Consider the following 14,840-nt stretch of genomic DNA (forward strand, 5'->3'; position numbering starts at 1 on the left):
TCTAGAATCTAGCAACACCCAGCCAATATAGGCTTATAAGGGCTTTTATGCAGCAATTAATCATCGTCGATACTTTTGGATTTTTTTTCCGCAGTTTTTATGCACTCCCGCCATTACACAACTCTCAAGGCTTCCCCACAGGGCTTTTGATGGGGTTTGCCAACCTCATAATGAAGCTTCACAAAAATCATCCGCATGATTTTATCGTGTTTGCGCTGGAGGGCAGAGGCGAAAACAAGCGCAAAGAAATCTACAAAGACTACAAAGCAAACCGCCAAGAAGCGCCACAAGATCTGCTCCTCCAGCTACCAATCGCAATGGAGTGGATAGAAAAAATGGGGCTAGTCAATATCTCTTATGATGGCTATGAAGCCGATGATGCGATAGCCTCGCTAGCCCATCTTGCCAAATCGCAGAATCTAAAGACAAAAATCATAAGCCATGATAAAGATTTGTATCAATTGATAGATGAGGATACATTTTTGCTAGATCCCATCAAAAACACCGAGATCCACGAGAGAGAATGCCAAGATAAATTTGGCGTGCTGCCGCAGAGTTTTGTGGATTATCAAAGCTTGGTGGGGGATTCTAGCGATAATATCCCGGGTGTGAAAGGCGTGGGTGCAAAGACGGCGTGCAAGCTTTTGGAGCATTTTGGCACGCTGGATAATATCTATGCAAAAAGCGATGAGCTAGGCGAAGTTGTGAGTGCGCGCATCGCAAATCTTATCATAGAAAATAAGCAAAGCGCGTATATCAGCCGCGATTTGGCTACTTTGAAAAAAGATTTGATAGCGGATTTTGACTTCAAAAGGCTAGCGATGCCTGCCAAAAATCCGCTACATAAAATAATCGATGAAATGGCAAAATATGAGTTTGTCAAAATCGTGCAGCGCCTAAATGGCGAGCCGATGAATGTCAAGCACACTTCGTATCTGAAAAATAGCAAGCTAGCACCAGAATCTAGCGGGGATTCTCGTTTGGATTCTGGCGCGGGCGCAGAATCTAATGCAAAATCTAGCACCGGCGCGGGCGCAGAATCTAGCCTAGATTCTAGCAGCGCGCCAAACACTTCAAACACACCAAACACAAACACCGCGCCAGCTAGCATCACCGCCAGCTCCATATCACGCTTTAGCTTTGAAGCACGCACGCTTTTCACTCTAAAAGAAGTGCAAGACATCATCGCGCCTTTGCCAAAAGATACGACGATAGCCTATGACTGCGAGACGACAGACCTAGACACGAGCCGCGCGAAAATCGTGGGCTTTAGCTTTTGCATAGATGGCAAAAATGCCTATTATGTCCCTATCGCGCACAGCTATCTAGGCGCGCCAGAGCAGATGAGCCTAGCTGATGCCAAAATCGCGCTAGAGATGATTTTCGCCCACCCACTCATCGGGCACAACCTAAAATACGATCTCAAAATCGCGCAAGCTTTGGGTATCAAACCAGCGCGCGAGATTTATGACTCTATGGTGCTCGCGTGGCTTTATGATAGCGCTAGCAAAGTGGGGCTTGATGAGCAGATGCGGCGGTGGTTTAGTCATGAGATGATAACTTTTAGCGAGGTGGTAGGGAGCAATCAAAACTTCTCTGAAGTCATCATAGAATCCGCCACCAAATACGCCGCCGAGGATGCCGCAGCTAGCATGGCGCTATTTTTCACCCTCCAAAAAGCACTAGAATCTAGAGAACTACACCATCTCATCACACTTGCCAATGAGCTAGAATATCCCTTCATCTATGTGCTTATGGAGATGGAGCAAAATGGCATAAAAGTGGATATCGAGCATTTCAAAGCACTAAGCGAGCGCTTTGGCAAAGAGCTATCACAAATCGAGCAAGAGATTTTCGCGCTTAGTGGCGCGGTGTTTAATGTAAATTCCACCAAACAGCTTGGCAGTGTGCTGTTTGAAAATCTCAAGCTAAAAGCGCAGCGCCAGATAAAAGGCGGCTACTCTACCGATGAAAAAACACTCCTAGCACTCATAGACGCACACCCAGTGATAGCAAAAATCATCGATTATCGCGAGGTGGCAAAGCTTAGAAATACCTATGTCGAACCGATTTTGAAGCTAAACAAACAAGGCAGAATCCACAGCTCATTTTTACAAACCGGCACCGCCACCGGGCGCCTAAGCTCAAAAGCGCCCAATATCCAAAACATCCCCGTGCGCACCGAGCAGGGCAAGCTCATCCGCGCGGGCTTTAAAGCAAGCGATGAAAATAGCACGCTGCTATCTATCGACTACTCGCAGATTGAGCTAAGGCTGCTCGCGCATTTTTCGCAAGACAAGGCACTTGTAGAGGCGTTTGAAAATCGCTTGGATATTCATTTGCAGACGGCTAGAATCATATTTGGCGATGCGCTCGCACAGCAAAAGCGCAATGTTGCCAAATCCATAAACTTCGGGCTAATCTATGGCATGGGCGCACAAAAGCTAGGGCAAACGCTAAAAATCCCGCAAAAAGAAGCCAAAGAATACATACAAAGCTATTTTCGCTCTTTCCCCACCGTCAAAGATTTCCTAAAATCTAAAGAAGAAGAGATCCTTTCACTCGGCTACGCGCAGACGCTTTTGGGGCATCGCAGGTATTTTGACTTCTCGCGCGCCACGGAGTTTATGAAGGCAAACTTTTTGCGCGAGGGCATAAACTCGATATTTCAAGGAAGCGCGGCAGACCTCATAAAAATGGCGATGCTAAAGATTTATCACCACATCAAAGGCACGCCGACAAAAATGCTGCTGCAAATCCATGATGAGCTGATTTTCGAGCTGCCAAAAGAGGGGGCGCAGGCGCGCGCGCAGGAGATATCAAGCATCATGGATACGATATACACGCTAAATGTCCCGCTAGAATCCAGCATCACACTTGGCAACACCTGGGCAGAACTGAAATAGCACACTTAGCGCGCGTTTGGCATCTTTGATGCGCTTGATTGAATGCGCGTTTGATGTATTAAATACGCGTGTTTCTATTGTCATTGCGAGCAACGCAGTTGCGAAGCAATCCATTAAAACTGCAAAGATTTAGATTCTGTCATAAATCGAGAATTTATATTTCTTTTTTAGATAGATTGCTAAAGAAGTTATGCTTTGCTAGGACTTGAAAAGCCCTCACAATGACTATTTTGTCACTGCACACTTTTTAAATAAAACGAACGAAGTGAGTTTCTTTGGTAATCTACAAATGCGCCAAGGCACATAAATAAATTAAAGTTGCGCCCAGATTTTATAGATTGTTTCACCGGTGCTGCCTCCTTGTAATGACTGGCAGAATCTATTGGAATCCGGATAGTAGGACAAATTCACAAAATAAAACCATAAAAACAAATCCGCAAAATAAACAAAAACAAACCGCAGGATAAAATAATAAAATTTTACTTTGGCTTATTTTACTTTATTGATAAAATAAGCTTATAAAATAAAGAAACATAAAAAATAAAAATGAAATTTTAACTAGAAAAGCAGGAGAACCAACAGCATACGCTCTAGCTATAGAAGCAAGGTTTTCTTAGGATAAAGAGATAAAAATTGCGATAAAATAATAAAATCAATTTATAAAGGGAGTATAAATGAAAATAATTCATAGTGTGTTGATGGTATTTGTCCTAATAACTTTTAGTGCTTGCGCTAAGGATGCTTTTGATTGTTCTGTGAAAAAAAGAGAGTATAGTGGCTTGAGTGAGAAAAAATTTAGAGCTTTGTTAGATAAATATGGAGGCACATATGTCTTTGATGAGAAGCTAAAAGATGAAATCAGACAGCGTAAAGAGGATAAAAGTGAATTTTTCACACAATATATAGGTAAGGATATAGAAGTGGATGGAAAAATTCAAAAAGTAACTCTTGGATACATAGAAAAACGCTTCCCCGAAACTCTTTCAAATGGTCATAAATACTTTGAAGTTACCTTTGGTATAAGCTCAAAAGACTATGATATTTATCTTGAAAAAATAAGAGAACACATAGGAGATGATGAAGCATTTGAAAAACTTAAACCTTATTTCAAAATCACTCAATATCACGAAGACGATAAAGGTAATAGATTTCCTATCACTATGGAAACTATAGCCTTTATGCCTACAGTTAAAATAGGACTTTTTGGAGATGAGGGATCAGGAATGAAATTTTGCAGAAAAGATTTTCAAGAAATTCCAGAGGGAAATGGTTTTTATTACTTAATCAATGACAAATTCATAAAAGGAGAAAGGAGATGACTCCAAAAGAATTTATAAGTGAATTAAGAGACTATGCTGATATAGCTGATGCAAGCTATGCAATGCTTCATTATGTTTATGAGAATGAGGAGCATAAAGCATGAAAATCTTTATTATAGCGCTTATAGCATTTGCAATTTTTATGGTTTCTGCTTGCACTTTTACTATGCCATTAAGCGCTGGAGATAGAGAGCTTGAAAGAATTACAAATGAATATGGCGGCTCTTTTGTTACCAATAAAGAATATGCAGAACAACTTAAGAAAAGGGAAGATGAGAGAGATAAGGCCGGCATAAGATTTAAAATAGAAGGAAGTGAAAAAAAGCTTAAAAATGGTTCGGTCTATTTTATCGATAGTGAAGCTTTAGACAAGGAATTCCCTCCAGCCCTTCCAAATGGCTATAAATATGGAACAAAAAATGATCTATGTATAGTTCCTAAAGATGTGTATGAATTTTATAAAAGCAAAATAAAAGAATACATGGGCGATGAGGCATTTAAAAGACTTGAACCTTATCTTATTATAACAAGCACTTATACGGATAATGATGGCAATTGCTTCCCCTTAACCATATATACACGAGTACGGACAGTAGTGACTATTTATGGGCTTTCTGGAGATGAGGGAGCTGGAATACGTCTTAAAAGTGGTAGAATAGTAAGTCTTGGAGGAGATGAACATTTTCACTATTTAATCAATGATAAATTTGTTAAGGGTGAAAAGATGAGAGAAAATAACACGATAATAAGGTATTAAAATGACACCAAAAGAATTTATAAGTGAATTAAGAGATTATGCTGATATAGCTGATGCAAGTTATGCAATGCTTCATTAATATATTTTGCATTTTTTAGGGCTTCACAAAGGGCAAAGCTGCAAAGGCAAAAGTCTCAATAAGCACTAAAGCTGAAAGGACAACATTGAAAATCCTGATATACTCAAGATTCAAAAACTACCTTGAAAGCAAAGGTTTAGATTCTGTTACAAGCGGGCAAATTGTTTGGTTTGTGTTTAGTGTAGTGATATCTTATATCATCTTTACCATGATGTCATTGGGATCTAAATTATCAGGAACTGCGGATGTTTCTTTTTTGTATTGCATCTCTCTAGCCTATCTTTATAATAACTTTACAAAATTATTCTTTTTTTTATTTATCTTTTGTTTGAATATATTTTATAAATACAATTTCATGCCAATGTCAATACTCATCTTGTCTGCATTAACAGCACGCATTCATATCGTAGCTCCTTTTATATTTCTTGTTTTATCTATCATAATAAGTTATGCTTTTTTTAAAAAACCTATATAAAAACTTATTTATTTTGGATTCTCTATTTTTGTATTTTTGCTCTATTATGCGAATATGCGGGGTATGATGGAAAATGAAATATTATGCGACTATTTTTAAAGACTTTGCATAAACTCACAACAAAAGCGCACCGAGCGCAAAGCTAGACAAAGCTAGCAAAAACGCAAAACTAGCCAAAGCTACAAAATTAGACAAAACAGAGCGCAAAACTAACCAAAACTACACATCCTTGAAATGCCCTGCTTGCTTAAAGATTTTGCTCTTTAGCCTCACGCTTTCATTGGATAAAGCGTTTTATTGGATTAAAGCACTTTTATTAGACAAGACGCTTTTAGCGCCTTTTTGGATAGCGCCCTTTTTGGATAAGATTTGCACCTTTTTGGATAAACCTCGCGCCCTTATCACTTCGCGGATTCTTGCAGCTCGAAAACCAGCTGGTTATAGGATTTGCCAGAATCCGCGACAAAGTCATCGAGCGCTTTTGTGCTCTGCTCCATACCTCCACCATGTGTATGCTCTATCTCACAAAGCTTGCTATATAGATTCTCGATAGCTGGGATTGCCGCGAGATTTGGCGTGCGGCGCACAGAATAATAGCCGATGATTTTGCCATTTTCATCAAAAGAAGGCGTGATATTGGTAAAAACCCAGTAGAAATTTTTGCTTTTGGAGAGGTTTTTGACAAACGCAAAAATCTCTTTGCCATCCTCTATATACTCCCAAAGCTTCTTAAACACGCATCTTGGCATATCTTTGTGGCGTATGATGTTGTGAGGTTTGCCTAGAATCTCATCCTCTTGATACCCGCTATACGCCAAAAAATCGCGATTGCAATAAGTGAGCACGCCTTTTAGATCGGTTTTGGAAGTGATGAGTGTTTGTGGCGTCACCACAAGCCCAAATCGCGGATCTTTTTGCAGTTTTTCATGTGCTGGATTAGACATTTGACACCTTTCTATTTAGATGAGCTAGAATCTAGCATATCGCGGATGCGAAGCTCAATTGTCTCTTTTGGTGTTAGCCCCACATAATCGATGATTTTCTCCCCATTGGCATCAAAAAGCGCGATATAGCCTTCAGAAATATCTTTTTGTAAAAACTTATCCAAGCGCCTTGTGCTACTAAAACTATAATACACACCGAACGGCTCTTTTGTGTTGCGCAGATTGATGGCTTCAAAGGAATAATCGTAGTAGTGGTGGTCATCCGCAGCAAGGATAAAAAGATTTATTTTAGGAGCGTATTTTTGCGCGAGATTGATGATGCGCGGGGCTTGATTGAGGCAGTTTTTGCAATCTTTGGCGACAAAAAGTAGTATCGTTGGCTTATTTGTAGCAACAATATTTTTCTCATCTATTATAAGGCTAAAGCTAAGCTTTTCACTTTGAGGATCTAGCACCTCGATAGTAAGCTCTTCATCTGAAGGTATATGAACTGGTCCGGGATTGCAACATATTGTATCCGGAGGACAACGCATTGGCTTAGTGGTATTTGGCTCAAAAGTCATATAGGTGAAAATATCGCGTTTAAATTCTGGGCTTTTTGATTGTCCCCTCTCATCACTCACGCCAAAAGCGCACGCAATACAAACGCCACAAAAAAGCACCAAAAGGGGCTTGCCAAAGGTTTTTGCAAAAAATGTTTTTTTAAGTCTTATCATGAGTCAAAGTCTCCAAAAGGGTTTAAGAATCTGTGCGCTATAGATTATACAGAAATTTGGAGAATATTTTGCCCGGAATATTTTATCTAAGGGATATTTTGCCAAGAATATTTTGCCTTAAGAAGAAAAATCCTCCAAAATCCACAAAAATCCACAAAAGTTTTGCCACAAAGCCACGCAAATCGGCTAATGCGCGCAGCCGCAAGCGCCTTTGCAAGCCTTTTGCTCCGCGCTAGATTTATACGCATATACTATCCTAAAATAAGCCATTATATACAAAAATAATGAAGCAAAAATCGATACATTGATACCAATAGCCACGATGCAATACAAAACAAACACCGCCGGATTGTCCTGCACGAAAAGGCTCAATCCATCAGCGGTATTCATCATCGTCAAAACCGCTTGCAAATCTAAGCCAATAGCGATGCCAAGTGCCAAAAAAGCGCATATCATCACCAGCGCCACATACGCAAAAACGCGGAATCTAAACGCTAGGCGGAAGTATCTAATGCCAGTTTTTCGCGTAAGCTCGATAGCCACTCTGCGCTCGATGATGGCAAAAAACACGCCAAAAGCGCCACACGCCACCATGATGAGAAACGCGCCAAAAATATTGCCCATCGTGCCAAAAGCGCCCACAAACGCGCTAAATGCGATGATAGCGCAAAAGCGGATGATATTTAGCCAAAATAGCCTAGAGGCGCAAAGCTTGGAGAAAAGATAAGAGCCAAACATATAGCAAAACACGCCCACCAAATACCACGCAAACACCGCAAAAAGCAGCGCTTGCGAGATAGCCATAGACACAAAAATCCCCGCCGCACAAATAGGCATAATAGCAGCGCCCCATCTCATGAGCTTCACTGCTTTGGCAAAGGCTGGGTTGGTGGTGTCGATGATGTCTAGCGCGCCCATAGAATCCATAGTCGCCATAGAATTTATGGGCACTCTAGATTTTATAGAAACTCTGGAATCTGTGGAATCTACAGATTCTGCATGGTATATAATATTATTTTGGCTTGTGGATTGCGAGTGGTGCGGGTTTTGTGGCTGGCTCGAGCTCTGCGAATTTTTTGGGTGACGCGGATTCTGCGCTTGGCGCTGGCTTAGATTCTTTTGGTTTTGCGGATTCTGTGGCTGGCGCAAATTCTGCGGTTTTTGTTGATTCTGCGGATTCTGCGCGGGATTTGCTGCTGTGTTTTGCATATATCTCCTTAGAGTTTGTGCGACTTTGTTGCGCCTATTGTATCTATTTTGTCATGCTTTGCGCTAGATTTTTGGATTTCAAAAGTCAGAATCTAAATATATCCAAAATCTAATCAAAAGACATAAAAATGCAATCTTAAAAAGCAAAAATTTAGATTCTGCTTTGGATTCCATTTCGGATTCTGCTTTGAATGCCACTTTAGATTCTACTTCGGATTTGCTTTAGATTTCACTTTAGATTTTTGCGCGTTTTGCTTTGCAGGACAGATTCTACCTAGAATCCATTTTCACTATTATTTTTCGCTATTTCTCCGCGCCAGTCCAGAATCTATCTAGCCAAAAATCATTTTAGTCAGAATCTATTTCGCTAAAATCCATTTTAATCAGAATCTATTTTTTCACGCCAGCAAAATCTAAGCAAATTCATCTCACACCAGCTCGCCATAGAGGCTGCCGCCTTCATTATGTGTGACTTTGGCGCGGACAAATGCGCCGACTTTTAGATTCTCATTTTCTAGGTGGATGAGTTTATTATTATCGCTGCGCCCCTCGCTGAAGCACTTTTCCCCATCATCAAAGACATTTTCCACCAGCACCACATATTCTTTGCCGATCTCTTCTTTTGCCTTTTCTTTGAGTATTTCTCGGTGGCGGGATTGCAGTTTGGCTAGCCTAGCAGATGCCACCTCGCTAGGCACGCGCGCCTCATCACCCCAAGAATACGCAAGCGTATGCGGGCGCGGCGAGTAGATGAAGCTATATAGCGTATCAAATCGCACCGCCTCTAGCACATCTAGCGTATGCGCGAAGTCCTCCTCCTCCTCGCCCGGGAATCCCACGATGATATCAGTGCTTATGCTAAGCTCTGGTATGAGCGCTCTAAGCTTTTGCGCTCTATCCAAAAACCACTCTTTGCTGTATCCTCGCCGCATTTTTTTGAGGATCTTGCTGCTGCCGCTTTGCAGAGGCATATGGATGCTTTTGCATACCTTTTTGTTGCGCGCAAATTCTGCGATAAACTCATCATCCATATGCAAAGGATGCGGTGAAGTGAAGCGTATGCGCTCTATGCCCTCCACCTTTTCTAGCTCGGCTAGAAGCCCTGCGAAGTTGATAGGCGCATGCTCGCTGGAGAATCGCACGCCATAGTTATTGACATTTTGCCCTAGCAGGAGAATCTCTTTTATGCCATTTTTGGCTAGCTTTTTGGCTTCGGTGATTATCATATCAGAGGGGATTGAGATCTCTTTGCCGCGCGTGTGTGGCACGATGCAATACGCGCAGGATTTATCACAGCCTATGGAGATGTTTAGCAGTGCTTTGACGCCACTTGCGCGCACGCCTTCGAAGGCATAGAGGCTGTCATCATAGTCGATATCGACTTCTACAGCTTTTGGCTTGTGGATGATTTGCGTGATTTTGGAGATATTGCGCGCGCCTAGCACAAAATCCACGCTCGAAGATTTACGCAAAATCTCCGCGCCCATGTGGCTTGCGGTGCAGCCACAGATTCCGATTTTTGCTCCGGGCTTTTTGATTTGCGCGTATTGCCCTATCTCTGAAAACAGCCTGCGCTCTGGCTTCTCGCGCACCGAGCAGGTGTTTATAAGGATGAGGTCTGCTTCATTTGCTTTGTCGGTTAGCTCATAGCCCTCTTTGTGCTCTAGCTCAGATATCATATGCTCGCTGTCGCGCTCATTCATCGCGCAGCCAAGGGTTTGTATAAATAGTTTCATTTGGCGTCTTACAGATTGATGTTCTGCAAATTGATGTCTTGCAAATCTCTATCAGCCCAGAATCTAGATAATGCGAAACTCATAGATGAAATCTTTGGCATCAAGCCCATAGCGCACTTCATTCATATACACGACTTTGCCTTTAGATTCTAGCAGGGCTTTTGCTTTTTGCAAGTCTTTGTTGCTGTTTGTCTTGTCGAAATACACGATTTGTATGGATGAGGGCGCTTTGGATTTGGTATCTGGCTTTTCTAGTAGGCTTTCTACTTTTATGGTTTGTTTTTGCGCGGTTTGTCCTAGATCCATAGGTGCAAGCTTTAGTTCCATGAGAATCTCCAAAATAATTTTGCGCGCATTGTAGCTAGAATTGGCTTAAAATTTTGCTATAATTCCACACTTCAAGAAATTCTCCTAGATGAATCCCCTAGATTACGATTTCGGAATAAGGAAGCTTAAAGGGCAAATTTAGGCGTAAATTTAAACTTTAAACAAAAGGGCAGAGTATGGAAAAAATATTGGATATTATTGAGCTTATCGCTTGCGAAAACGGTTTGGAGCCTAGCATCGTATCTCAAGTCGTCAAAGACACTATCATAAAAATCGCCAAAAAGCAGTTTGGCGAGAATCTAAACTACATCGTCGAAGAAGACGCCAAAAACCGCACCTTTAGGCTAATCCACCTAGTCGTGGTGTGCGCGGATGATGATGAGCGCGCCAAAAGCGAGCCGCAAAACTTCATCACACTATCAGAAGCGCAAAAAACCTCCGATGATGTGGCGGTAAATGATGAGATACACTATGAAATAAGCCTAGAAAATATGAGTCGAAATGCGGTAAATATGCTGTTTTCTGACCTTGAGTTTCACATACAGCGCACTATAGAAAACCAGCTTTTCACCACGCTAAAAGCCATGACAGGCAAGCTTGTGAGCGGGCAAGTGGTCGCTATCGATGAGCGCGAAAACACCTATGTCGAGATGCAAGACATACGCGCGATATTGCCGCTCAAAAACCGCATAAAAGGCGAGAAGTTTAAAGTAAATGACACGATAAACTGCATACTAAAACATGTCAGATTCCAAAAAGATGGCATCTATGTCGAGCTCTCGCGCACCACGCCAAGGATGCTAGAAGCGCTGCTAGAACAAGAAGTCCCAGAAATAAAAGATGGCGAAGTCATCATACAAAAAAGCGCTAGAATCCCCGGCGATCGCGCCAAAGTCGCGCTCTACTCCACAAACCCAAGGATCGATCCCATAGGCTCGAGTGTGGGCACCAAAGGCGTGCGGATAAATGCTGTGAGCCGCGAGCTAAATGGCGAGAATATCGACTGCATAGAGTATTCTGAAATACCAGAAGTTTTTATCGCAAAAGCTCTCTCGCCCGCGCAAATCACCGCGGTAAAAATCCTATCAAACACCGATGAAGAGAAAAAGGCGCAAGTAAGCATCATGAGCGATCAAAAAAGCAAGGCTATCGGTAGAAGCGGCGTAAATATCCGCCTAGCGTGCATGCTGACAGGATTTGACATAGAGTTAGCAGAGATAGTCAAAGAATCAAGTGCGGAATCTAAAGGGGTGGATTCTGGGGTGATTGGTGGTGCTGGGCTTGGCATTAGCGGTGCTAGTGGCGCTGGCTTTGGTGTTGGTGGCGCTGGCTTGGGCGCTGATGTAGCAAAGGCGGGCGGTTTAGAATCTGCAAGCTTAGAATCCGCAAGCTTGGATTCTAGTGGGCTAGATTCTAGTGAGTCAAATTCTAGCGAGTTAGATTCTGGCAAGTCAAATTCTAGTGTAGCAAGCGCGAAAAGTGCGAGTGCCGATGATTTGAACGCGACTTCTAGCGGAGCTAAAAATGATTCTAGTGCTTCCAAGGCTGACGCCTCTAACTCCACCAGCACAGAATCAACCCCAAAAGTCGGCATCGACGCCCTAGAGTTGCTGTTTAAAGAGTAGCGATAAAAATTGCCTTAACATTTGCAATATTGTTAAATCTTGCGAAAAATAAGACAATTATCTATATCCGCCTTCCTCACCTGCGAGGATTGCACGCACTTGTGGGTCAAGATAGGCTTTTTCTAGCATATTTACTTTATAACTCGCATATTCATTCCAAGTAAGCAGAGGCATATCTTCGCAAATCCGACCTTTGCAGACTTTGAGATCTAAGGATTTGATAAATTCATACAAATAGTAAGGAAAACTTAGATAATCCACACTTTGGCTTTTGATGATATTTTGCAATTGAGCCTCTATCTCCTCTTTTTTAGAATCCAAACTTTGCTTGTCATAATAAGGCACATAATAGCTTGTCTTAAAGCCTGCCTTGCGGAAAGATGCGAGATTTTTAAAATTTCCACTTTCTACAATGATATTAGAATATGGAAATCTTAGTTCATCGCAAAGCCTTTGAAGCTCTTTTAGTGCCTCTGTTTCATTAGAATCTGAAAGATTCTTAAAATCAAGCCAAACTTTTGCAAAAATTAGATTCTCTTTGTTTTGCATATCATGCTTATCGCGCGCGATGATAGTTTGTAGCATTTGCGCTAAGTTGAGATTGATAGAATACTCCTTGCCATCATGTCCTACATCAAAATATCCTACACCAGAATCATTTTCCAAAAAATGTGCATCGATTTCAAAATTGCGATATTTGTGCAAAAACTTATTAAGTTTTTCTAGGTCATCCACATGATGAAGCCAAATCTTATCCGGGGCTTCAAAACTTGATTTTAAGTCCCTTTCATAATCCCTACCGTGCACGATGCGCGCTCGGGATTTGTCAAACTTTTTATTAAATAGACTTCTTTGTGGTTGCAAATCCGCCACTTGAATCTCAAGCAAATCGAAAAAAGCATGCAAAAAATCATCGCTCATAAAAGGTAGATTCTGCGCTTGTGTGATGCGCCCCACCAACTGTGGGTATGATTTTTTCAAGCTATCACTTACATAGATCATAAAAGGTACTTCCACCATATAGCGGCTAACCATGTTAAAGCTATGCCCTACAGAATTTCTAAAATCGTATATCTCTTCACCATGATCGCTTAAATAAAAAATGATTGTTTCTTTGTCCGCAAAACGCTTGATAATCTCGCTCACCACAAAATCATTATAAAGCACAGCGTTTAAATACTGCGATTTTATAGTGCTTTGAGAATTTGTAAGCGGCGTAGGATTCACATTTGCAGGGATTAAGGCGTTTGTTGGGTTTTGGGTATTTGTAGGTGTTTGCTCCCAAAATGGCGCGAGATAATTCAGCTGAGACTGCTTTAAAGATTCAGCACTAAACTGTGCAAATTTGCTCGTATAGCGCCCATTATAGTCAAAATGTGTCCCCATAAGATGAAAAACAAAAAAATTATTTTTGCCCATTGCTTTGACAATATCCCGAGATTCTAAAAGCTCTAAAATCTTTTCATCTTTGAGTACGCCCGCAGCATAAGAATCCGCTAAAGTTGTGTAAGCGAGATGATCTGCGCGCTTAGCGATTGCCTGCGGGGAGTTTCCATAAATTGAGACAGGCTCTTGATTGCTAAGCCAAAATGTCTTATAGCCAGCAATTTTCATGGTATCGACAATGTTCATTTGCTGATGCCATGGAGTTTGTTCGTTTTCATAGTTGCCAAAAGTCAATACCTGACGCAAAGATTCATCGGTGTGTACGGCAGGTGAAATAACATCATTAAATATAAAAAGATTTTGGGAGTCGCGTAAGGCTTTAAGTTTTGGTGTGGTGGGAAGTGGATAGCCGTAAAGATTGAGATAATTGCGCTGGGTAGATTCTCCAATGATTAGAATTACCAATGGAATGGTCTTTGAATTATTTTGTACGTATGCATATTTTTGCCCCCCCCCCCCCAATATTTTCGGTTTTATTAATAGCTAGCACACTGATATTTTTGTTTAGATTTTTAAAATCTTTAAGAATTTGAACTTGGTACAATGTGCCATCAAGGAAGGCACTTAAAATTCTTGGTATCTGCATACGATATTGCATAATAGACCACGGATTGCTATCTGCTCTAATGCAAACAAGAGTTGTCCAACCTATGCTAAACAATGCGCATATTGCATAAAATATGTGTGGCAATTGCAGTTTGGTACTTCTAAGCAGGCATATGATGCCAATAGCAATAAGAATGGCTATATATGTAAAAATTTTTATATCGAAATAGAATGATAAAAACTCTTTGCTTTCATTCAAATTTGTCCCTAAAACCACACCCGCAAAAACTTGATTAAAAAGCGTGTGAAAATGATAGAGTGTAAATATCTCTACGCATCCGAAAATTAGCGCAAGAATAAAACAAAGATTGCTGATTATGCAAAAAAATTTTTTACCAAAAAAACCTGCAAAATACCACAGAATATATAAAAGCGAAAAGTTTAGAACAAATATTTTTGTGAATTGTATAGATATATTTAATGTTCCTGTTAAGTCGCTATACATGTAAAAATAATAACAGCATGTGCTTGAACATACAATAAAGAAAAACTTTGCGCTAAAAATAGGCAATTCCGCCGGGCGCGTTAAAAATTTCCAGATTTTATTTAAGTAGGTAGAATTCATTTAACGCCCCTTTTTTAAAATTATTTCGTATTCAAAATATGTACTTTGCACAGCGTACTTAAATTTGGTGTGCCAAAACACCAAAATAAGCCAAGGCTTAAACGCCAAAGATTAAAAAAATAAAAAACGC

11 protein-coding genes are annotated in these 14,840 nt (G+C 40.9%); 4 read left to right on the forward strand and 7 right to left on the reverse strand.

Annotated elements, in window-relative coordinates:
* The first annotated feature begins 47 nt into the window (after window positions 1-47).
* The 3 genes from polA to BKN38_RS03160 all read left to right on the forward strand — a co-directional run bounded on the left by polA (window position 48) and on the right by BKN38_RS03160 (window position 4,982).
* Complete coding sequence (gene polA / locus BKN38_RS03150; protein WP_066455889.1) at window positions 48-2,906, forward strand: DNA polymerase I; 2,859 nt, start codon at window positions 48-50, stop codon at window positions 2,904-2,906.
* Between the two features lie 674 nt (window positions 2,907-3,580).
* Complete coding sequence (locus BKN38_RS03155; RefSeq protein ID WP_066455679.1) at window positions 3,581-4,225, forward strand: hypothetical protein; 645 nt, start codon at window positions 3,581-3,583, stop codon at window positions 4,223-4,225.
* A 100-nt stretch (window positions 4,226-4,325) separates the two neighbouring features.
* Window positions 4,326-4,982: a hypothetical protein gene (locus BKN38_RS03160; protein WP_066455681.1), complete on the forward strand. Its 657-nt coding sequence runs from the start codon at window positions 4,326-4,328 to the stop codon at window positions 4,980-4,982.
* 955 nt (window positions 4,983-5,937) lie between these two features.
* Here the strand turns inward: BKN38_RS03160 and BKN38_RS03170 are convergent.
* The 5 genes from BKN38_RS03170 to BKN38_RS03190 all read right to left on the reverse strand — a co-directional run bounded on the left by BKN38_RS03170 (window position 5,938) and on the right by BKN38_RS03190 (window position 10,468).
* Window positions 5,938-6,480, reverse strand: coding sequence for a PAS domain-containing protein (locus BKN38_RS03170; RefSeq protein WP_082942537.1), 543 nt, complete (start codon window positions 6,478-6,480; stop codon window positions 5,938-5,940).
* 11 nt (window positions 6,481-6,491) lie between these two features.
* On the reverse strand, window positions 6,492-7,196 hold the full coding sequence (locus tag BKN38_RS03175; RefSeq protein ID WP_066455696.1) for a hypothetical protein: 705 nt from the start codon (window positions 7,194-7,196) through the stop codon (window positions 6,492-6,494).
* Between the two features lie 186 nt (window positions 7,197-7,382).
* A complete protein-coding gene (locus BKN38_RS03180; RefSeq protein ID WP_066455704.1) occupies window positions 7,383-8,405 on the reverse strand; it encodes a hypothetical protein in 1,023 nt (340 codons plus the stop codon).
* A 428-nt stretch (window positions 8,406-8,833) separates the two neighbouring features.
* Entirely contained in the window at window positions 8,834-10,141 is a 1,308-nt protein-coding gene (miaB, locus tag BKN38_RS03185; protein ID WP_082942538.1) for a tRNA (N6-isopentenyl adenosine(37)-C2)-methylthiotransferase MiaB, read from the reverse strand.
* 63 nt (window positions 10,142-10,204) lie between these two features.
* A complete protein-coding gene (locus tag BKN38_RS03190) occupies window positions 10,205-10,468 on the reverse strand; it encodes an HP0268 family nuclease (RefSeq protein ID WP_066455707.1) in 264 nt (87 codons plus the stop codon).
* Between the two features lie 176 nt (window positions 10,469-10,644).
* Between BKN38_RS03190 and nusA the strand changes: the two genes are divergently transcribed.
* A complete protein-coding gene (gene nusA, locus BKN38_RS03195; protein WP_066455710.1) occupies window positions 10,645-12,093 on the forward strand; it encodes a transcription termination factor NusA in 1,449 nt (482 codons plus the stop codon).
* A 57-nt stretch (window positions 12,094-12,150) separates the two neighbouring features.
* Here the strand turns inward: nusA and BKN38_RS03200 are convergent, their stop codons facing one another.
* Both BKN38_RS03200 and BKN38_RS03205 read right to left on the reverse strand, forming a co-directional pair.
* Window positions 12,151-13,944 carry a phosphoethanolamine transferase gene (locus BKN38_RS03200; protein WP_158655959.1) on the reverse strand — a complete coding sequence of 598 codons (1,794 nt, stop codon included), beginning with the start codon at window positions 13,942-13,944 and terminating at the stop codon, window positions 12,151-12,153.
* Between the two features lie 16 nt (window positions 13,945-13,960).
* Entirely contained in the window at window positions 13,961-14,710 is a 750-nt protein-coding gene (locus tag BKN38_RS03205) for a hypothetical protein (RefSeq protein WP_070957683.1), read from the reverse strand.
* Between the last annotated feature and the right edge of the window lie 130 nt (window positions 14,711-14,840).

This window comes from Helicobacter sp. CLO-3 (assembly GCF_001854545.1).
Taxonomy (GTDB): Bacteria; Campylobacterota; Campylobacteria; order Campylobacterales; family Helicobacteraceae; genus Helicobacter_B.